Annotated in this window: 16 protein-coding genes, 9 pseudogenes and 1 riboswitch; of the genes and pseudogenes, 21 read left to right on the top strand and 4 right to left on the bottom strand. The window is 33.3% G+C overall.

Features of this window, described 5'->3' with window-relative positions:
• Positions 1–17: 17 nt before the first annotated feature.
• The 7 genes and pseudogenes from atpG to fabZ all read left to right on the top strand — a co-directional run bounded on the left by atpG (position 18) and on the right by fabZ (position 5172).
• Positions 18–885: pseudogene (atpG, locus tag ABLV90_RS14195) on the top strand (ATP synthase F1 subunit gamma).
• Positions 886–907: 22 nt separating this feature from the next.
• A pseudogene (atpD, locus tag ABLV90_RS14190) lies at positions 908–1892 on the top strand (F0F1 ATP synthase subunit beta); the annotation flags it as partial.
• A gap of 18 nt (positions 1893–1910) precedes the next feature.
• Positions 1911–2321 carry a hypothetical protein gene (locus ABLV90_RS14185; RefSeq protein WP_460872888.1) on the top strand — a complete coding sequence of 137 codons (411 nt, stop codon included), beginning with the start codon at positions 1911–1913 and terminating at the stop codon, positions 2319–2321.
• A 19-nt stretch (positions 2322–2340) separates the two neighbouring features.
• Entirely contained in the window at positions 2341–2745 is a 405-nt protein-coding gene (locus tag ABLV90_RS14180) for a F0F1 ATP synthase subunit epsilon (protein ID WP_002507082.1), read from the top strand.
• A gap of 321 nt (positions 2746–3066) precedes the next feature.
• Positions 3067–3300, top strand: a complete 234-nt coding sequence (locus ABLV90_RS14175) for a DUF1146 family protein (protein ID WP_046466132.1) — start codon at positions 3067–3069, stop codon at positions 3298–3300.
• Between the two features lie 107 nt (positions 3301–3407).
• A pseudogene (murA, locus tag ABLV90_RS14170) lies at positions 3408–4674 on the top strand (UDP-N-acetylglucosamine 1-carboxyvinyltransferase).
• A 57-nt stretch (positions 4675–4731) separates the two neighbouring features.
• Entirely contained in the window at positions 4732–5172 is a 441-nt protein-coding gene (fabZ, locus tag ABLV90_RS14165; RefSeq protein ID WP_046466130.1) for a 3-hydroxyacyl-ACP dehydratase FabZ, read from the top strand.
• 62 nt (positions 5173–5234) lie between these two features.
• Here the strand turns inward: fabZ and ABLV90_RS14160 are convergent.
• Positions 5235–5676, bottom strand: a pseudogene (locus ABLV90_RS14160) (YwpF family protein).
• Between the two features lie 190 nt (positions 5677–5866).
• Here ABLV90_RS14160 and ABLV90_RS14155 point away from each other — a divergent pair.
• From ABLV90_RS14155 to yidC, 7 genes and pseudogenes are all read left to right on the top strand, one after another.
• Positions 5867–6286, top strand: coding sequence for a single-stranded DNA-binding protein (locus tag ABLV90_RS14155; protein ID WP_069817686.1), 420 nt, complete (start codon positions 5867–5869; stop codon positions 6284–6286).
• A 479-nt stretch (positions 6287–6765) separates the two neighbouring features.
• Positions 6766–7441 (top strand): annotated as a pseudogene (locus ABLV90_RS14150) (transglycosylase family protein).
• 218 nt (positions 7442–7659) lie between these two features.
• Positions 7660–7759, top strand: a riboswitch (TPP riboswitch).
• Positions 7760–7837: 78 nt separating this feature from the next.
• Positions 7838–8528 (top strand): annotated as a pseudogene (gene tenA, locus ABLV90_RS14145) (thiaminase II).
• The gene (gene thiD, locus ABLV90_RS14140) at positions 8521–9342 is read left to right on the top strand and encodes a bifunctional hydroxymethylpyrimidine kinase/phosphomethylpyrimidine kinase (RefSeq protein ID WP_460872803.1); all 822 of its coding nucleotides are present in this window, start codon (positions 8521–8523) and stop codon (positions 9340–9342) included. The pseudogene tenA and the gene thiD overlap by 8 nt, the downstream one beginning before the upstream one ends.
• Positions 9335–10126, top strand: coding sequence for a hydroxyethylthiazole kinase (gene thiM / locus ABLV90_RS14135; protein WP_460872887.1), 792 nt, complete (start codon positions 9335–9337; stop codon positions 10124–10126). Before thiD ends, thiM begins: the two co-directional genes overlap by 8 nt.
• Positions 10126–10764, top strand: coding sequence for a thiamine phosphate synthase (gene thiE, locus ABLV90_RS14130; protein ID WP_427706855.1), 639 nt, complete (start codon positions 10126–10128; stop codon positions 10762–10764). The genes thiM and thiE overlap by 1 nt, the downstream gene beginning before the upstream one ends.
• Positions 10765–10851: 87 nt before the next feature.
• Entirely contained in the window at positions 10852–11721 is an 870-nt protein-coding gene (yidC, locus tag ABLV90_RS14125) for a membrane protein insertase YidC (protein WP_460872802.1), read from the top strand.
• Positions 11722–11789: 68 nt separating this feature from the next.
• On the opposite strand, the pseudogene ABLV90_RS14120 reads toward yidC, so the two are convergent.
• Together ABLV90_RS14120 and cls are read right to left on the bottom strand one after the other, a co-directional pair.
• A pseudogene (locus ABLV90_RS14120) lies at positions 11790–12441 on the bottom strand (HD domain-containing protein).
• A 127-nt stretch (positions 12442–12568) separates the two neighbouring features.
• On the bottom strand, positions 12569–14053 hold the full coding sequence (gene cls / locus ABLV90_RS14115; RefSeq protein WP_460872801.1) for a cardiolipin synthase: 1485 nt from the start codon (positions 14051–14053) through the stop codon (positions 12569–12571).
• A 143-nt stretch (positions 14054–14196) separates the two neighbouring features.
• Here cls and csoR point away from each other — a divergent pair, with 143 nt between their 5' ends.
• The 3 genes from csoR to ABLV90_RS14100 all read left to right on the top strand — a co-directional run bounded on the left by csoR (position 14197) and on the right by ABLV90_RS14100 (position 15072).
• The gene (csoR, locus tag ABLV90_RS14110) at positions 14197–14490 is read left to right on the top strand and encodes a copper-sensing transcriptional repressor CsoR (RefSeq protein WP_069817693.1); all 294 of its coding nucleotides are present in this window, start codon (positions 14197–14199) and stop codon (positions 14488–14490) included.
• Between the two features lie 5 nt (positions 14491–14495).
• A complete protein-coding gene (gene csoZ, locus ABLV90_RS14105; protein WP_427706861.1) occupies positions 14496–14717 on the top strand; it encodes a putative copper chaperone CsoZ in 222 nt (73 codons plus the stop codon).
• A gap of 214 nt (positions 14718–14931) precedes the next feature.
• Positions 14932–15072 (top strand): Lmo0850 family protein, encoded by a 141-nt coding sequence (locus ABLV90_RS14100; RefSeq protein WP_002507098.1) that lies wholly within the window; start codon positions 14932–14934, stop codon positions 15070–15072.
• Positions 15073–15238: 166 nt separating this feature from the next.
• Here the strand turns inward: ABLV90_RS14100 and ABLV90_RS14095 are convergent, their stop codons facing one another.
• On the bottom strand, positions 15239–16435 hold the full coding sequence (locus ABLV90_RS14095; RefSeq protein WP_460872800.1) for an FtsW/RodA/SpoVE family cell cycle protein: 1197 nt from the start codon (positions 16433–16435) through the stop codon (positions 15239–15241).
• Between the two features lie 274 nt (positions 16436–16709).
• On the opposite strand from ABLV90_RS14095, the gene ABLV90_RS14090 reads away from it, so the two are divergent.
• From ABLV90_RS14090 to ABLV90_RS14075, 4 genes and pseudogenes are all read left to right on the top strand, one after another.
• Positions 16710–17780: a D-alanine--D-alanine ligase gene (locus ABLV90_RS14090; protein ID WP_460872799.1), complete on the top strand. Its 1071-nt coding sequence runs from the start codon at positions 16710–16712 to the stop codon at positions 17778–17780.
• 12 nt (positions 17781–17792) lie between these two features.
• Positions 17793–19149 (top strand): annotated as a pseudogene (locus tag ABLV90_RS14085) (UDP-N-acetylmuramoyl-tripeptide--D-alanyl-D-alanine ligase).
• 512 nt (positions 19150–19661) lie between these two features.
• Positions 19662–21183 (top strand): annotated as a pseudogene (gene cshA, locus ABLV90_RS14080) (degradosome RNA helicase CshA).
• A 225-nt stretch (positions 21184–21408) separates the two neighbouring features.
• The gene (locus tag ABLV90_RS14075; protein ID WP_460872798.1) at positions 21409–21804 is read left to right on the top strand and encodes a PH domain-containing protein; all 396 of its coding nucleotides are present in this window, start codon (positions 21409–21411) and stop codon (positions 21802–21804) included.
• Positions 21805–21855: the final 51 nt, after the last annotated feature.

Below are 21855 nucleotides of genomic sequence, written 5' to 3'. Positions count from 1 at the left end.
TAAAAGGTGGTGAGATAATGGGATCTCTTAAAGAGATTGATACACGTATAAAATCAACTAAAAAGATGAAACAAATTACGAAAGCAATGAACATGGTTTCAAGTTCGAAATTGCGTCGTGCTGAAAGAAATACAAATCAATTCAGACCTTATATGGAAAAAATGCAAGATGCAATTACTGCGGTTGCTCGGTGCAGATAAAAATTCAAATCATCCAATGTTACAACAACGTGAAGTGAAGAAAAGTGGCTATATTGTCATTACAAGTGATCAAGGCTTGGCCGGCGCGTATAATGCAAATGTATTGAAGCATTTAGTTAACGATATTGAGAATAAACATGCTAGCAAAGATGAATATTCAATTTTAGTATTAGGGCAAACTGGTGTGGACTTCCTTAAAAATAAAGGTTATGAAATTCATGATTCACTTGTTGAAGTACCTGATCAACCTTCATTTAAAGAAATACAAGCGATCGCTAAAAAAGCGGTAGATTTATATAGCGATGAAGCAGTAGATGAGGTTAAAATCTACTATAGTCATTTCGTCAGTGTATTAGAAAATACACCTTCCATGAAAACCGTACTTCCATTGTCTCCAGAAGATTCAAGTTTAGGACATGGTCAAATGTCTTCTTATGAATTTGAGCCAGACAAAGAAGCAATCTTAAGCGTTATTCTACCTCAGTATGTAGAGAGTTTAATATATGGAACGATTTTAGATGCAAAAGCAAGTGAACATGCGACGCGTATGACTGCTATGAAAAATGCATCTGATAATGCGACAGAGATTATTGATGATTTATCAATTGAATATAACAGAGCTAGACAAGCAGAAATCACTCAACAAATTACTGAAATTGTTGGTGGATCAGTTGCGCTTGAATAATTATTAAAGGAGGCAAAAAAGCATGGGATTAGGCCGTGTAACACAAATTATGGGTCCAGTAATTGATGTTCGCTTTGAGCACAATGAAGTTCCAGAAATTAACAATGCTTTAACAGTCGACGTTGAAAGAGATGAAGGTACTGTCACGCTTACATTAGAAGTTGCATTACAACTTGGCGATAATGTAGTACGTACGATTGCAATGGATTCAACTGATGGTGTTAAACGTGGTACAGAAGTTCGAGATAGTGGTGAAAGTATCAGCGTACCAGTTGGAGATATTACACTAGGTCGAGTATTTAATGTACTTGGCGACACAATTGATTTAGATGAAAAAATTGAAGATTCAGTTCGACGTGATCCAATTCATAGAGAAGCACCCGCATTCGATGAATTATCTACTAAAGTTGAAATTTTAGAAACAGGAATTAAAGTCATCGATTTATTAGCACCATATATCAAAGGTGGTAAAATCGGTTTATTCGGTGGAGCCGGTGTTGGTAAAACTGTATTAATTCAAGAATTAATTAATAACATTGCTCAAGAACATGGTGGTATTTCTGTATTTGCGGGTGTTGGTGAACGTACACGTGAAGGTAATGACTTATACTTCGAGATGAGCGAAAGTGGTGTTATTAAGAAAACTGCAATGGTATTCGGTCAAATGAATGAACCGCCTGGTGCACGTATGCGTGTAGCATTATCTGGTTTAACAATGGCAGAATATTTCCGTGACGAACAAGGACAAGATGTATTACTATTCGTTGATAACATTTTCAGATTTACACAGGCTCGGTTCAGAAGTATCAGCATTGTTAGGTCGTATGCCTTCAGCTGTTGGGTACCAACCAACATTAGGTACAGAAATGGGACAATTACAAGAACGTATTACATCAACAAACAAAGGTTCGGTTACTTCAATCCAAGCGGTATTCGTACCTGCCGATGACTATACTGACCCTGCGCCAGCAGCAGTATTTGCTCACTTAGATGCAACTACAAACTTAGAACGTAAATTAACTGAAATGGGTATCTATCCAGCGGTTGATCCGTTAGCATCTACTTCAAGAGCACTTGACCCAACAATTGTTGGACAAGATCATTATGAAATAGCACGTGATGTACAATCTACTCTACAAAAATATAGAGAGTTACAAGATATCATTGCTATTTTAGGTATGGATGAATTATCGGAAGAAGATAAACAAACTGTAGAACGCGCACGTCGTATTCAGTTCTTCTTATCACAAAACTTCCACGTAGCAGAACAATTCACTGGTCAAAAAGGTTCTTACGTTCCAGTTCAAAAAACTGTAGAAGGTTTCAAAGCAATTTTAGATGGCGAGTATGACCATATCCCAGAAGATGCATTCCGTCTTGTTGGTAGTATGGAAGAAGTAATTGCTAAAGCTAAAGACATGGGTGTTGAAGTTTAAAAATTAGGAGGTATGGATAATGAACACATTAAGCCTAAATATTGTCACTCCTAATGGTTCTGTTAACAACCGAGAAGATGTTAATCTTGCAGTGTTCCAAACAACTGCAGGTGAGATCGGTGTCATGTATGGACATATTCCAACAGTTGCAGCACTTGAAATTGGCTATGTCAAAATTAACTTTGATAATGGTTCAGAATATATTGCAGTGAGTGAAGGTTTTGTTGAGGTTAGACAAGATAAATTATCGGTTATTGTACAAACTGCAGAACCTGCTAACGAAATAGATGTAGCTAGAGCAGAATTAGCTAAATCTAGAGCAGAATCTCATATAAATAATGAAGAAGATAATAGTGACATTAGTAGAGCTAAGCGTGCGTTAGAACGTGCTAACAACCGTATTCGTGTCGCTAACTTACAATAAATATTATTTGAAATTTGAAGTTCCTAACAACAGGGACTTCATTTTTTTATTATAAAAAATTTCAACATGCTCATAGTTCGTAAATTTTATTGAAGGATGACCTATAAATAAATTGGCTTAATTACTATATAGAAAATTTTATCACGCGATATACATAAAATATTTTTATCTTTATATTTAATATGAATATCTTTTATGCTATTAGGGAATAGCAAAATATAACATTTAGTTATATTAGGGGTTTGATCGCTGTTCTTAAGTATCTTTTAGAGCCAATTTCGTGTAAAATAGTTGAATAGTATCAAGTGAGGAGTATGGCTTATGGAGTATTTAGGACAATTTTCAGTTGTACATCTTATCTTACATGTGCTTTGTATTTGTCTTGCTTATTGGGCACTTAACTCAATAAGGTTAGAGCAATTTTTTAAAAAAGGGTATCCAGCTCAAGTACAAATATGTATGATATTTTTAGCAATATTGTTAGGTACAGCAGTAAGTAATTTTATTGTAGATTTACTACAATTTTCAACTCAAATAAAATATTTAGCACAATAATTCAAATATCTGTATCTTTGTTTGGTTTACAGATATAATAATTTAAGAGTACATAAAAAAAGATGAATTTTAATGAAATATAAAAGTAGTTAAGTGGAGGATTTAAGATGGATATGATAGAGATTAATGGTGGAAATAGATTAACTGGTGAAGTGAAAGTATCAGGTGCAAAAAATGCTGTATTACCAGTATTAACTGCTTCACTATTAGCATCAAAAGGTGTTAGTAAACTTATGAATGTACCAGCACTTAGTGATGTGGAGACGATTAATAATGTGATTTCAACATTAAACGCAGATGTTTCATACAATAAAGAAGAAGAATCTGTCACTGTTGATGCTACAAAGGAATTAAATGAAGAGGCACCATATGAGTATGTGAGTAAAATGAGAGCAAGTATACTTGTAATGGGTCCATTATTAGCTCGTCTAGGTCATGCAAAAGTTGCATTGCCAGGTGGTTGTGCAATTGGTTCAAGACCTATCGAACAACATATCAAAGGCTTTGAAGAGTTGGGTGCCGATATCCATATGGACGGTGGTTTTATTTATGCCGGCACTGAAAATGGATTGAAAGGTACTTCAATTCACTTAGATTTTCCAAGTGTAGGAGCGACTCAGAATATCATTATGGTCGCATCATTAGCTGAAGGTAAAACAGTATTAGAAAACGTAGCACGTGAACCAGAGATTGTTGATTTAGCAAACTATATCAATGAAATGGGCGGTAATGTAGTAGGCGCCGGTACGGATACGATAACTATTCATGGTGTTGAAGCATTACATGGTGTGGAACATTCGATTATTCCTGACAGAATTGAAGCGGGAACGTTACTTATTGCAGGTGCAATTACACGTGGTGATATAATTGTAAACGGAGCTATCAAAGAACACATGACAAGTTTAGTTTATAAATTAGAAGAAATGGGCGTAAATTTAGATTATCAAGGTGATACGATCCGTGTTACAGCAGATGGTCCATTAAATCCTGTAGATATTAAAACACTTCCTCATCCAGGTTTTCCAACAGATATGCAATCACAAATGATGGCACTGTTACTTACAGCAGACGGCCATAAAGTAGTGACTGAAACAGTATTTGAAAATAGATTTATGCATGTTGGAGAATTCAAACGCATGAACGCTAAGATACAGGTTGAAGGTAGAAGCGCAAAAATTGAAGGTAAAAGTGAGCTTCAAGGCGCTCAAGTAAAAGCAACAGATTTACGTGCAGCATGCGGCACTTATTTTAGCAGGACTTGTAGCCGATGGCACAACCCAAGTTACTGAGTTAATACACTTAGATAGAGGTTATGTAGATTTACATGGTAAATTAAAATCTTTAGGTGCCGATATCAAACGTACACAAAAATAATACTTCAATGTATTAATATAGAACTCGCAACGAAAGAAGATTTGGAGGAAGCAAACGATGGAGACAATTTTCGATTATAATCAAATTAAAGATATTATTCCACACAGACAACCTTTTTTATTAATTGATCGCGTGATTGAATATGAAGAGGGCAAACGTTGTGTTGCTATTAAACAAGTTTCTGGGAATGAGCCATTTTTCCAAGGACATTTTCCTGAATTTGCAGTTATGCCAGGCGTATTAATTACAGAAGCCCTAGCACAAACAGGTGCGGTAGCTATTTTAAATAGTGATGCAAATAAAGGCAAGCTTGCATTATTTGCGGGTATCGATAAATGTCGATTTAAAAAACAAGTCACACCAGGTGACACTTTGCAGTTAGAAGTTGAAATAACGAAGATGCGTGGACCAATTGGAAAAGGGACTGCGAAAGCAACTGTTGATGGTCAACTTGCATGTAGTTGTGAATTAACATTTGCAATACAAGATAAAGCATAAATAAAGTGCCTTAAGGATTTGTGAATTTCACTAAATCCTTAAGGCATTTTTGCGTTTAGTATTTACTTTTCGAATCTTTCATCTTTAAGTCTTGGTTTAGATTGCATCATACGATTAAATGATTTTTTCAATTCTTCACCAGTTAGGCCTTCATCAATCAATTGTTCTAATAAACTTTCTGCATAAACTTGTCTCAAAGTATAGATGTGACACTCAAAAACTACAGAAATAGTGCCATCTAATTGACTAATGTTTTTAATCGTTGCGTCAAATAGCGCGTGGTCATTAGCAGGACGTGTAATGACAACGCGAATATCCAAGAGATCTTCATTGTTCATATGCTGTTTCATAGTTTCATAATGGAAGTCTGAAATGACGATTTCAAGCAACCTGACCAGTACCACTATTTTCTTTATTTATAATGACTCCATCTTCTAATTCATATTCAGTAACTCCGCCATTTTCTGATACGATTTGAAATCGAACGGCTTTAAATGTTTTCATCGTCTTCACATCCAATTGATTAATTTAAAATCTACTATAATTGCATTTATATAATCATTATAACGTAATTTCAAAAGAGAAAGGTGAAATTTGTAGAAATTAGTAGTAATTTACTTTTTAGTTTATGGAAAAGTGAGTTTTGACTCAATTTATAAATTTAATTATGATTAAAACACAAAGGAGGTGACCTATGATTAATAACATCGTCATTGTAGGACGATTAACAAAAGATCCCAAAATTTATGAAAAGGAGGGCAAGAAATTAGCTACCTTTTGTGTAGCGGTAAATAGAAACTATAAAGATAAAGATCAAAATACAGTCTGTGATTACTTGTATTGTAAAGCATTTGGTAAAATTGCCGACAATATTGAAAAGTATATCAATCAAGGATCACTTGTAGGTATTACGGGACAAATGCAATCACGTAAATTTGAAAAAGAAGGACAGATGCATTTTGTATCAGAACTTTATATTGAAACAATTAAATTCATGTCTCCACGAATTAAAAATGAAACTGATGAACTTTTTGAACCATTCCCATTAGAGCAAGAACATGAATCATTCAACGAAATTAATATTCAAGAAAATGATATATACGAAATTGTATAAACTCCCACTTAAAATTTATCCCACATTAAACTATTCCAATTAATATACATTAAATCCTACTATCAATTATACTTCTTTCAGGCTATTCCTCTTAATAATGCCCAATCTAGAGGAATAGCTTTACATATTATATCCATAAATATATGCGACAAAAAATAAAGGAATGTAAAAGCACTGTAAATTTCAATTCACAAAACATCTTAAAAATGCGAGTTATAGCATTTATATAATACAGAATAATCAGTTTAATTACGAAGATGTTACAAGGTTATAGGGCCAATAATAGTACAAAAGGTTATCATGATAGTGCTTATATGCTTAAATATACATAAAAATGAGTATTGTTGATGTAATTAGGTTGTAAAAAAAGCTTATTTTTTTATTTCACTGTAACCTACAAAGAATTTTTGAATGGTATAGTTGTACTTGCAAATTAATCATAAAATAAATTAATCACCTTATAGGAGGACTTTTTAACAATGAAAAAAACAGTAATCGCATCAACTTTAGCACTAGGATTAGGCGTAACAGGAGCAGTAAATTCAGCTGACGCTTCAGAACAAGGCGTAGACAAAGCAGAATTAGCTCAATTAGCGCAATCAAATTCAGAACAATTAAATGAAGCACCTGTACAAGAAGGCGCTTATGACATAGATTTTAATTATAATGGTACAGACTATAGCTTTGAATCAGATGGTACAAACTTTAGCCGGAGCTTTGGTGGAGGATCAACTGAAGCACCCGCACAACAAGAAGCACCGAGCAGAACAAGCGGCTGAGCCAGCTCAACAAGAAGCACCAGCTGAACAAGCTGCAGAGCCAGCTCAACAAGAAGCACCAAAAACTGAAACAACTCAACAACCACAACAAGAATCTGCTTCAAAAGAATCAAGTGAAGCTTCAAGTGGTTCATCAGTAAATGTTAACTCTCATTTACAAGCAATTGCTCAACGTGAATCAGGCGGCGACCTTAACGCTGTTAACCCATCATCAGGTGCGGCAGGTAAATACCAATTCCTACAAAGTACTTGGGATTCAGTAGCACCAGCAGCTTACCAAGGTGTATCTCCAACAGAAGCACCTGAATCAGTACAAGATGCGGCAGCAGTTAAACTTTATAACACTGCGGGCGCTTCACAATGGGTTACTGCATAATTTAGTCAGTAATTAATTATTAATAATATAGAACAGTGCCAACAAAGTCAGAAACTTTGTTGGCACTTTTTTGTGCATATTTTCTGCTGAGATAACTACACCTTCTAGTTAGTTAATGTACAATTTCTATGATATATACAACATAGACTTTTTATTGAAGTACGTTCTTTTGCAATGTCATACTACATTTGTTATGTTTAAAGAAATAATAATATATGAAAATCTACTAGGGGAGCCTTTATGGCTGAGATGATTTAGTTCAGACCCTTACGACCTGATTTGGTTAATGCCAACGTAGGAAAGTAGTTTAATTTATAATTGAATTGCTTAGCCTTTCTATTAATTAACTACATTCTTACTTGGAATGTAGTTTTTTTATATTTAGGAGGACTTAAAGTGTTATTTTCAAAAGAATTAAAAACAGATGCCAAGCCTATTATTGATGACATCTATAATGATCCATTTATACAAGAAATGTTACAAGGTCATTTATCGAAAGATGCTACTAAATTTTATTTAAGAGCAGATGCATCTTATTTAAAGGAGTTTGCTAATATTTACGCATTACTTATACCTAAAATGGAGCAAATGGAAGATGTGAAATTTTTAGTTGAGCAGATCCAATTTATAGTTGATGGAGAAGTAGAGGCACACGAAATATTGGCTGAATATGTAAATGAACCTTACAATGAAATAGTAAAAGAAAAAGTTTGGCCACCGAGTGGCGATCACTATATTAAACATATGTATTTTAATGCTTTTGCTAAAGAAAATGCGAGCATATACAATTGTCGCCATGGCGCCTTGTCCATATGTGTATCAAGTTATTGCACAACAAGCGTTACAAGACAATACTTTGAATACCAATTCTATTTTGGCAAAATGGTTTGAATTTTATAGTACCGAAATGGATGAACTTGTGCATGTTTTTGATAATTTAATGGATAAATTGACACAAAATTGTACGAAACAAGAGAAAGATGATATAAAAGATTGTTTCTTACAGAGTACAGTTCATGAGCGTAAATTTTTTAATATGTCATTCACGGAAGAAGAATGGCCTTATGGAGGGGTTAATAATGAATAAACCTAAAATTGCTTTAACTATAGCAGGCACTGATCCAACGGGTGGCGCAGGCGTCATGGCAGATTTAAAATCATTTCATGCTTGTGGCGTATACGGTATGGTCGCGATTACGAGTATCGTAGCGCAAAACACAAAAGGCGTTCAACATATTCATAACATAGAAACAAGTTGGTTATCCGAGCAATTAGAAAGTATCTTTGATGATGAGTTGCCTCATGCGTTGAAAACAGGCATGATTGCTTCAAAAGAAATGATGGAATTAATACAATATTATTTAAAGCAATATCCAGAGATCCCTTATGTGATAGATCCTGTAATGTTAGCTAAAAGTGGTGACTCGTTGATGGATGAGGATGCTAAAGCTGACTTGCAAAACATTTTATTACCTTATGCTACTGTGGCAACACCAAACTTGCCTGAAGCAGAGGAAATAACAGGATTAACGATACAAGATGAAGCATCAATTTATAAAGCAGGTGACATTTTCATTAATGAAATTGGCAGCAAAGGTGTTGTAATTAAAGGTGGACATTCAGAGGATTTAGACTTCGCTAAAGATTATTTATTCACTAAAGAAAATGTATATACTTTTGAAGAACCTCGATATGATACAAAACATACGCATGGTACCGGATGTACTTTTTCGGCAGTGATTACTGCAGAATTAGCAAAAGGCAAAACAATATATGAAGCAGTGAATAAAGCAAAACAGTTCATTTCTTTAAGTATTAAACACACACCTGAAATTGGTCAAGGTAGGGGACCAGTTAATCATTTTGCATATATGAAAGAGGTAGGATTAGATGATGAATAATTTAGAAGCACTCAGAAATAATAACCCGTTAGTTATTTGTTATACAAACGATGTTGTTAAAAATTTTACCGCAAATGGCTTATTAAGTTTAGGTGCAAGTCCTGCAATGAGTGAAGCACCAGAGGAAGCGTCAGATATGTTAACACACGCAAATGCTTTACTGATTAATATTGGCACGCTGACTAAAGATAAAGAGTCAGATATTTTAAAAATTGCGAAGGTAGCTAATCAAATTGGAACACCAATCGTCTTTGATCCTGTTGCTGTAGGGGCATCACAATACCGCAAAGATTTTTGTGAGACATTTTTAAATGAAGTAAAGGTAGCAGTTATCAAAGGTAATGCATCAGAAATTTTAACACTTATTGATAATGATACACAGATGAAAGGTACAGATAGCGAAATGAATCTGGATGCTGTAAATATTGCTGAAAAAGCTCATAAACAATTTGGGACAGCAATTGTTATCACAGGTAAAGAAGATATTGTAGTGCATGAAGATAAAATTGTGAAACTGGCTAATGGTTCGCCTATGCTTGCAAAAGTGACAGGTGCGGGTTGTTTATTAGGTGCTGTGATAGCTAGCTTTTTAAAATCTAACCAGCAACCACAATTAAATCAATTGGTAGAAGCAGTTACTGTATATAATATTGTCGCTGAACAAGCTGAAAAAATTTCGGATAATCGAGGGCCTGGCGCATTTATGGTTGAATTAATGAATGCATTATATCAAGTCACATATGATGATTATTTGAATTTAATACGCAGTCAAGAGGTGCAATAATGTTTGATAAAAATAAACTAAAACTTTATTTTATTTGTGGAACGCAAGATGTTGCAGAAGATAAATCGATTATTGATGTTGTAACTGAAGCTTTAGAAGCAGGTATAACGCTATTTCAGTATAGAGAGAAAGGGGAAACTGCATTAGTAGGTGATGATAAAGTGAAGTTAGCACAACAATTACTTTCTTTGTGTCATCAATACGATGTACCTTTTATAGTAAATGATGATGTGAGTTTAGCTAAAGACATTGATGCAGATGGTATTCATGTAGGGCAAAATGATTTAGAAGTAAATGAATTTGCACAACAATTTGAAAATAAAATCATTGGTCTGAGTGTAGGTGATGTAGATGAGTACTTAAATTCTGATTTGAAATATGTTGATTATATAGGCGTCGGTCCAATGTTTGCAACGACATCTAAAGATGATGCAAGTTTGCCGGTTGGTCCAGAAATGATTACACAATTAAGACATTACGTTAATGATTTTCCTATTGTTGCGATTGGCGGCATCAATTTAGATAATACACCATCTATAATTCATGCCGGGGCAGATGGTATATCAATTATTTCGGCAATTGCTAAAAGTCAAAATATAAGTGAATCAGTGAGACAATTTTTACAAACTGTTGAATAATGTATAAAAATTTCTTTTTTTGTTTTCTACTTCCCTATGAGTATGATAAAATAAATTCTATGTGAATAAATCATTAGAGGTGGAAAAATGAAGAAGAAAGCGCTACTCCCTTTATTATTAGGTGTAATGGTCTTTTTAGCAGGTTGTGACTATTCTAAACCTGAAAATAGAGATGGGTTTTTCTATAATACGTTCGTAAATCCAATGGACAGTCTTATACATTGGTTAGGAACTAGTTTTAATAACGACTATGGACTAGCAATTATTGTCATTGTATTGGCGATGCGTATCATATTATTACCATTCATGTTATCGAATTATAAAAACAGTCACATGATGCGTGAAAAAATGAAAGTTGCTAAACCGGATATTGATGCAATTCAAGAAAAGGTTAAGCGTTCACGTACGCAAGAAGAAAAAATGGCAGCTAACCAAGAAATGATGGAAGTTTACAAGAAATATGATATGAATCCGATGAAGAGCATGTTAGGTTGTTTACCAATCTTGCTTCAAATGCCAATCATCATGGGTCTTTTCTTCGTATTGAAATATCCTTCAAGTGGTGGTTTCACTGAACACCCAGATTTCTTATGGTTTAACTTAGCTCAACCAGATATTTGGATTACGATTATAGCAGGTGTCTTATACTTCTTACAAGCTTATGTTTCAAGTAAGAGTATGCCAAACGAACAGCGTCAAATGGGTTATATGATGATGATTATTTCACCAATTATGATTGTGTGGATTTCATTAAGTTCTGCATCAGCATTAGGTCTATATTGGTCAGTCAGTGCCGCATTCTTGATTGTACAAACACAAGTAGCGAATATGCATTATTCTAAACTTGCTAAAAAAGAAGTTGCACCTATGATTGAAGCAATGGAGAAAAACAAAGCTGAAGCGACAAGTAAAGGTAAAAACACACAAGTTGTTTCTAAGAAAAATAAGAAAAAATAAATTGTTTGAATTTTAAACAAATTTGTAATAAAAAGGCGTCGTAGTATAACTACGACGCCTTTTTTGTATTATTTGAAATACCATTCATTAAAAAATTGAGTTACAAATACTTCCATATACTCATGTCTTTGTTGTGCAAGCTGTTTAGCGGTTGGTGTATGCATTAATGCTTTAAGTTTAAACAGTTTTTCATAAAAGTGTTTAATAGCTGATGCTCGGAACAGTATTACTATCGATTTCTTTGTTAGACAAAGTATCATTGTATTCTCCTTCTATCCACATGGGTTCTCCGAAATGGCCAGCAAATTGGAAAGTACGAGCAATGCCAATTGCACCAATAGCATCGAGGCGATCAGCATCACGTACAATTTGGCCTTCTATTGATAATGAAATATCATTATTTTCTCCATTTTTATAACTCATATGTTCAATAATATGTAGAATAGCTTCTTGCTGTTGTATTGGCGACTGAAGTTGAGTCAGAAATTGTGTTAATTTAGGTTTTGCTTGGTCGGCATCAGTTAGTTTTGCGTCAATCGTATCATGTAATAAACTAGCTAGTTGAATGGTTAATAAATTTCCAACTTGCTCTTGTTGCGCAATGTATTTTGCCATTTTAACGACACGCAATACGTGAGCGACATCGTGGCCAGTTGCATCATCTTTATGAAATGCTTCCATATATATCTGCGCTGAATTGACTATCTCTTGTGGATTCATTTAAACGCCTCTTTTCATAGAAATAAAGTTATTTAAGCTAGTGATTTAATATGATTATTCACTTTATAATAAAGAAAGCCCAAAGCAATATTGATGTTAATCGATTACTTTGGACAGAGTTAAATTATTATAAAATAGGTGATAAGAGTCTTGCAATGCCTTCTTTAAATTTAATCCACAAACTTCTCTGCTCATAACGCTCTTTTGTTAGTCGATAGGATAAGGCTAAATCTTTTTCAAAAGTGGCTTTAAGTTCTTTCGTTATGAAAGTGTCATAAATAAAAGCATTAATTTCAAAGTTTAAAGTAAAGCTTCGGTGATCCATGTTTGTAGTACCCACACTTGCAACTTCGTCATCGATAAGCAGTATTTTTGAATGTAAAAATCCATTATCATAATGGAAAATATTCGCACTCGCATCTAAAAGTGATGCTACGTTATTATAGGTAGCCCAATATACAAACGGATGGTCAGGTTTATTAGGAATCATGATATTCACCTCGACGCCACCTAAAGCCGCGATTTTTATCGCGTCTAAGAATGATTGATCTGGAATAAAATAAGGAGATTGAATATGAATAGATTGTTTAGCAGAAGTAATCATTTTCAAATAACCATATTTGATTTGTTCCCACTCTTCATCTGGCCCACTAGATGCGATTTGGACACCTATTGTACCTCCAGAATCCACATCAGGAAAATAACGTTCAGCATATTTCAAATTATCACGTGTTGATTGAACGTTCCAATCGAGCATAAAACGTAATTGAAGTGCGTTAACAGCATCGCCAACGATGCGCAAATGTGTATCTCTCCAGTAACCAAATTTTTTCTTTAATCCTAAATATTCATCACCAACATTAAAACCGCCGATGTAGCCAATATGTCCATCAATGATTACTAACTTTCGGTGATTTCGATTGTTCATTCTTAAATTGATTAATGGCAATTTAGAAGGAAAAAAGGCTTCAACTTTGCCACCTTTTTTTCGAAATGATTTAAAATCTTTAAGTGATAAACTACGCGAGCCCATGTCATCATAAAGCATCTTCACTTCTAACCCTTGTTCAAGTTTTTGCTCGAGCGCTGTTAAAATTCGTTTACCTAAGTCATCATTTCTAAAGATATAGTATTGGATATGGATATAATCTTTTGCCTCATTTATATCTTTAATAAGTGCATCAAACTTTTCTTTACCGTCTGTAAAGATATCAATATCATTGTCTGTTGTTAAAAAGGCAACATTATTGTATAACAACATTTGAACCATATCTTTAAATTTAACAATTTGATGATTACCTTTTGAAAATTCATCGTTCTTTAAGGCTTCTAATTGTTCATTAACAATCATTTCAATACCTATTTTATCTTCTTCATCTAAAGTGAAGATACGGTTGCGCTGAATTTGTCGCCCAAACAATAGATAGATGATAAAGCCTAATATAGGTATGAAAACTAACACTAACAGCCACGCCCACACGGCGCCCGCCGAACGTCGTTCCATAAAAATAATTGTGAAGGCAAAGATAAGGTTTAATATAAATGCGCCAAGAAAAATGATGTTAAGAATAACGTTTGTATTGTTAAACGTTAAAGAAAATATATCTATCATATTAAACCTCCAAAATGCGTTTCAGTTATTTAAAGTACTATAAAAGTCTTAATTATTGTAACATGAATATAAGGTTTTATCATTTGACTAATACCGCATAGGGGTATAACATATAATTGAAATTATTAGGAGGCGTGTAATATATGGCGGAAATACAAAAAGCGCATCACTCAGAACAAATTAAATCTAATTTAAAATCAAGATTAAATCGTATAGAAGGCCAAGTGAGAGCGATTAATCGCATGGTAGATGAAGATGTTTATTGTGATGACGTACTCACACAAATTAGAGCTACTCGTTCTGCTTTAAATAGTGTTGCTACTAAATTACTAGACCATCATATGAAAAGTTGTATTATGGATAAAGTAGAGCAAGGACAACAAGAGGAAGCTATGGAAGAACTATTGGTTACATTTCAGAAATTAATGAAGGATTAGGCAAGGTGAACGTAGTGGAAACAAAAGTGATTTATATTTCTGGTATAGAAAATGAAACACAGCAAAAACATATCAAACAGCGGCTTATGCAATTACACGGTGTAGACCAAGTTAATATCGAAATCAAGAGCAATAATGGCAAAATTTTCATTGATTTTGAAACCCCCGCAAGTTTAAATAATCTAGAAAAAGAAGTTTATGATTTAGGATATGAAATTTTATATTAAACTGAAATGCTGAAAACAGATTATAGTTTCACTTTAAGTGGTGTTTGTTATTTTTAAAAACTTATTTTACAAAGAAAAACTATTTTTACGATGTAATTATACAATAAAATTGACTAAATATTTGATTATAATAAAAAAATTTTGAATATAATGTAGTATTTAGTAATTAAATAGGGTAAGATATAGTAGAAGCAAGTAATTTAGGGGTGATGATATGAGTAAAGATAACGAAAAGATTCAAAATGTAGTTAAACTATTATCATCATTAGGGGTAAACATAAAGAAAACAAAATCAAGATTAGAAGTTATGCAGACTTTGCCGACAACTGTGAAAGCCGCTAACGAATTGAAATAGTAAAGTTACCCAACTAAGCGATTGGAGCAGTGTGTTCTAGTCGTTTTTTGTTATACAGAAAAGCTGTTTTATTAAATAATTGGTATAAAAAAAGAACTGTTATGATCATTGAGATGATTGTAACAGTTCTTTTTGTTGGAAGTAGAAATTAAAATGTAATCATTCTTTATTTTGTTTTTTGAATGTCAGGTGAGTACTGTTTCGGTTGATGATAAGAAATGGATAATAACACACCAACACCACACATTAAACTCCATAAGGAACTACCACCGTAACTTATAAATGGTAATGGAATACCAGTAATAGGTAATAACTGTATTGTCATACCTATATTTTGTAATACGTGGAATAGAATAAGTGCCGTGTAACCAATAATAAATAACTTGCTGAATGGTAATTCTATTTTAGTCGCAAGTCTAACTAAGTGGAACATAAATCCTAAGAACACTAGAATTAAAACGACTGAGCCAATGAAGCCAAACTCTTCTCCAATAACAGAGAAAATGAAATCAGTATGATTCTCAGGTATATATACTTCACCTTGATTGAAGCCTTTACCAAACAGTTGACCAGATCCAATGGCTTTAAGTGATTCTGTTAAATGATAGCCGTCGCCACTGCTATAAGTATAAGGATCTAGCCATGAACTAATACGTCCGAGTTGATAGGTCTTAATGCCCAAACTATTCTCAATAAGCGAGGGCTTGAAAATAATAGATAAGATGATACTTGAAGCTAAGACGAATACTGCAATAAACAATGGTGCAATTATTTTCCATGTGATACCACTTACTATAATTACACCAACAATAATGGCACATATAACAAGCGTTGTACCTAAGTCATTTTGTAGTAGAATTAGCCCCATAGGGATAACAGAAATACCAAAAATTTTCAGTAGTAATTTAAAATCTGTCTCCAATGATTTATTGAAAGTGAATTGATTATGCTTTGAAATTAGTTTAGCAAGCGCCAATATCAACACTATTTTCATAAATTCTGAAGGCTGTACACTGATTGGACCTAGTTTATACCAACTTTTCGCACCATTTATAATAGGTGTGAACGGTGTTTCTGGAATAATGATTAATATAAATAAGGTCGCACAAAGAAGAAAGTACAATAAATATGTATATTTCATTAGTTTCTTAGGTGAAATTAACATGATTAAAAATGCTATGAATCCACCAAAGACATAATACAGAATTTGTCTAATGCTAAAGTTGGCGCTATATTGGCCACCACCCATAGCTGAATTGATTATTGTTACACTAATAATTGCTAACAATACGAGGAAGCCTACTAAAGTCCAGTCGACCCGCCGTATCCAATGGTTGTTTTTTAATTGACGTGAAGTACTCATTTCTTACTCCTTTGAAAAGCTTAGTTTTCTTTAACTTTGTAATATATATAGATTTTACCGAACTTTTATGTATATTGCTAGAAGTAGGGTGCTAAATTGAAAAATTATAATAAGATAACCGTATATTGATAAGTTAAAGTTATTACTTTTAATCCATTGTAAAGTGCCATATACTAAATTGAAAAATAAAAAGTTTTTATACTACTAAACAAATGCAAAAAAATATTGAATCGTGATATGATGTAGTTTAAGAATTGTATATGGAGGCTAAAGTATGGCTAAAGAAAATGTATGTATCGTATACGGAGGAAAAAGTGCGGAACACGATGTTTCAATATTAACAGCACAAAATGTCTTGAACGCGATTGATAAAGATCAATATCAAATAGACATCATTTACATAACAAATGAAGGTGACTGGAAAAAGAAAGAAAATATCGTAGACACTATAAATGAAATAGACACTTTACGTTTAACAGATGTTGTCGCAGGTGAAATCTCTCAACTACTTAGTATTGGTAGCACAGGGAACGCCTATAGTGCAGTTTTCCCAGTATTACATGGACCGAATGGTGAAGATGGTACAATTCAAGGTTTATTTGAAGTATTAGATATACCATATGTAGGAAACGGTGTTTTAGCTGCCTCAAGCTCGATGGATAAACTTGTTATGAAACAATTATTCGCGCATAGAGGATTGCCTCAACTACCTTATGTGAGCTTTTTAAGAAGTGAATATCATAAATATGAAAATAACATTTTGAAACTTGTACATGACAAGTTAGAATATCCAGTATTTGTAAAACCAGCAAACTTAGGTTCTAGTGTTGGTATTAGTAAATGTAATAACGAAGAAGAATTGAAAGTTGGTATTGAAGAAGCATTCCAATTTGATCGTAAATTAGTAATTGAACAAGGTATTGATGCGAGAGAAATAGAAGTAGCTGTACTTGGTAATGATTATCCTGAAACGACTGCGCCAGGTGAAGTGATTAAAGATGTAGCATTCTATGATTATAAAGCGAAGTATAAAGATGGAAAAATAAAATTAGATATTCCTGCTGATTTAGATGAAGAAGTGCAAACAACATTAAGAAATATGGCTGTCGAAGCATTTAAAGCAACAGATTGTTCTGGTTTGTTACGAGCTGATTTCTTTGTCACTGAAGACAATCAAATTTTTATTAATGAAACAAATGCAATGCCAGGCTTTACTGCTTATAGTATGTACCCAAGACTTTGGGAAAATATGGGCGTAACATATGCGGAATTAATTGAAAGATTAATTGAATTAGCGAAAGAAAAACATGAAGATAAGAAACAAAATAAATACAAAATTGACTGAGGCGAATGAATAATGATTGAAGTAACTTTAGAACAAATCCAAGACTGGATTCCATGTGACATTGATAATGAATATTTAGATCATACGATTAAAGGTGTTTCTATTGATTCACGTGTAATCAACAATCAAAATTTATTCATCCCATTTAAAGGTGAAAATGTAGATGGACACAAATACGTCGCACAAGCATTGAAGGATGGCGCAGGTGCAGTATTTCATCAAAAAGACGTAACATTAGATGAAAATATAAACGGTCCAGTGATATGGGTAGAGCACACACTCAAAGCATTACAACAATTAGCTAAAGCTTATTTAGAATTTGTTGGGCCACAAGTCATTGCAGTGACAGGTTCAAATGGTAAGACCACGACCAAAGACATGATTGAAAGTGTTTTAAAGCCACAGTTTAAAGTTAAAAAAACACAAGGCAATTATAACAACGAAATTGGGTTACCATTAACAATATTAGAATTAGATCAAGATACTGAGATTTCAATTTTAGAAATGGGGATGTCAGGTTTTAATGAAATTGAGCTATTGTCAAAATTAGCGGAACCTAATATAGCGGTAATTACTAACATTGGTGAATCACATATGCAAGATTTAGGTTCTAGAGAGGGTATTGCCCAAGCTAAAGCTGAAATTACAATAGGATTAAGAAAGAATGGTGTCTTTATTTATGATGGTGATGAACCATTATTAGAATCTCACGTTGCGAAAATAGAAGATGCAGATATAGTAAGTATTGGTAAAGACAAAGACAACACACTCGTTTGTCAGATTGAAGATATTGAAAACGCAGGTATCGCATTTAATATTAACGGAGAAGAGAGATTCGAATTACCAATATTAGGTGAACATAATATGAAGAACGCAACAATCGCAATTGCTGTTGGTAAAAGATTAGGCTTAAGTTATGACACAATATTTAACAACTTACGTAAAGTAGAACTTACTGGTATGAGAATGGAACAACATTATACCAGTGACAATAGATTAGTCATTAATGATGCATATAACGCGAGCCCTACAAGTATGAAAGCGACTGATTGATACCCTTTCAGCTATGAAAGGGAGAAAAATCATCGTACTTGGAGATGTGTTAGAGTTAGGTCCTGATAGTCAGATGATGCATGAAAATGTAGGTCGATATTTAGAAGATAAAAATATCGATGCATTATTTACTTTTGGTCAAGCCTCAAAATATATTAGTAACGCGGCCAAAGCTTATGTAACGTATGCAGAGCATTACGACGATAAGCAGGCTTTGATAACAACTTTACAAGCTTATGTTCAACCTGATGATAAAATTTTAGTCAAAGGTTCTAGAGGAATGAAATTAGAAGAGGTTGTCGAAGCTTTAATTTAAACATTAACCAAAAACGAGCAGTTAGAATTCGATTAGAAATCTAACTGCTCGTTTTTATTTTGCTAAAACGGGAAAACTTATATAAGACAACAATTATAAATGTAACTCATATACTCTTGTTGAAAAAACGATGTTTCAAAAAGAACTTAGAGTTAAGCTTAACAACGATACCAATGCATTGTTCAGTTAAAGAAGATTTAAAATTTAAGTTAAATAAGGGGTGAATAAGCCATATCTTACAAGTAAAATATTCTGACAATTAACAGAATAAATAAATTAATAAATTTTTTTAAGAGAGTATAAAGTAAGTTTATGAAAGAAAGTTAAACGCTTACAACCTATATATTTCGGTATTTTTGCTGTTTTAAAAGATTTTAAAACTAGTAAAGTTATTGCATTTAATCAAATTTGGTTTATTGCGATTATATACTTGAGGTGGTACTATTAAGAAGTTGAATAAACTTAAGTGAACATATATGTATATAAATACAGATAAATAAAGGAGAATTATATTGCAAAAATTTAAAGAATTAGGGCTCTCAGATAAGATGGCAGAAACCCTAGCATCAATGGGGTTCGATGACGCCACTCCTATACAAAAAGAGAGTATCCCTCTTGCCTTAGAAGGCAAAGACGTTCTTGGTCAAGCGCAAACAGGTACAGGTAAAACTGGCGCGTTTGGTATTCCACTAGTTGAAAAAGTGACAGGCCAAGAAGGCGTACAATCATTAATCCTTGCACCAACAAGAGAATTAGCTATGCAAGTAGCTGAATCAATCAGAGAATTTGCTAAAGGTCTAAACGTACAAGTTGTTACTGTATTTGGTGGTATGCCGATCGACCGTCAAATCAAATCGCTTAAAAAAGGACCGCAAATCGTTGTAGGTACGCCAGGTCGAGTGATTGATCACCTTAACCGTCGTACATTAAAAACTAATGACATCCATACGCTTATATTAGATGAAGCGGATGAAATGATGAACATGGGCTTCATCGATGATATGAAATTTATCATGGATAAAATTCCAGCTTCACAACGTCAAACAATGCTATTTTCAGCTACAATGCCAAAAGCTATTCAAACATTAGTTCAACAATTCATGAAAACACCAGTAATTGTTAAAACAATGAATAATGAAATGTCTAATCCACAAATCGAAGAATACTATACAATCGTAAAAGAATTAGAAAAATTCGATACATTTACGAATCTATTAGATGTACACCAACCAGAATTAGCTATTGTATTCGGCCGTACAAAACGTCGTGTAGATGAATTAACAAGCGCGTTAATCTCTAAAGGTTACAAAGCTGAAGGTTTACATGGTGACATTACTCAAGCGAAACGTTTGGAAGTATTGAAGAAATTCAAAAATGATCAATTAGATATCTTAGTTGCGACAGATGTTGCGACACGAGGACTAGATATTTCAAACGTAAGCCATGTTTATAACTTTGATATTCCTCAAGATACTGAAAGCTATACACACAGAATCGGCCGTACTGGTCGTGCTTGGTAAAAAAGGTGTAGCAATCACATTTGTGAACCCAATTGAAATGGATTATATCCGTCAAATTGAACAAGCAAATAAGAGACAAATGACTGCAATGAGACCACCTCATCGTAAAGAAGTGCTTAAAGCACGTGAAAACGATATTAAAGGTAAAGTTGAAAAGTGGATGTCTAGAGAAAATGAACCAAGATTACAACGTATTGCTTCAGAATTAATTGAAGAATATAGTGATGTTGATTTAGTTGCTTCATTATTACAAGAATTGGTTGAATCAAATGACGAAGTTGATGTTCAATTAACATTTGAAAAACCATTATCTCGTGGTAAAGGCGGTCGTCAAGGTCGCGGACCAAAACGTGGCGGTCAAGGCAACAATAAACGTGGCAACAAATTTGATAATAAAAATCGTCGTTCAAAAGGCGGATTCAACAATAATAAGAAGAACGAAAAATCTTCTGACAGAAACAATAACAACAAGAAATCAATGAAAGGTCGCACGTTCGCCGACCACCAAAAATAAAAAATAATTTATCATATATGAAATTTAGGTTTAATCATTCCACTTACGTGGGATGATTTTTTTTGCATTTTTTAAGAAAAGCGTCATAAAAGCTATGATGAACAATAAATATTAAGCGCAATATATTTAAAACAAGAATAGTTATTTATACGTTTTAAATGGATAATGAAATGACTATAAAAGCTATGTTATAATAAATTGAAATCTTAATTAAGGAGTGTGTATATGACTAACGACCAACTATTTAACAGAAGTCCTAAACAAGCTATGAAGTATTACTACATAATCGAAGGACTGGAATTTATTGTTAGTTTGATCGTTTCGGTTATTTTAATATTTTTATGGAGTCACTTTAATTGGTGGCATTTCATTATATATTTAATCGTTGCTTTTATAGCGTTTAACTTTGTGCGTTTATTGATCAGACCCTGGATTAAGTTTAAATATACATTTTATAGAATTAAAGAAAATTATATAGAAGTAAAATACGATTTCTTCTTTAAATCTAAAAAGATAGTGAAATTAGAACGCACACAGCTTATTGAAAGACAGAACAACCCAATTTTAAAAAAAATGAGACTTTCTAAAACTACATTAATTACTGTCTGGTCACAGGGTTAGTTTTCCGCTGATGTATACAGATGATGCGAAATCATTTGAATTACTAACTCT

The sequence above is a fragment of the Staphylococcus sp. 2S1 genome (assembly GCF_046721335.1).
In the GTDB taxonomy this organism is placed as follows: Bacteria; Bacillota; Bacilli; order Staphylococcales; family Staphylococcaceae; genus Staphylococcus; species Staphylococcus equorum_A.
This window is presented reverse-complemented; position numbering and strand designations above follow the sequence as displayed.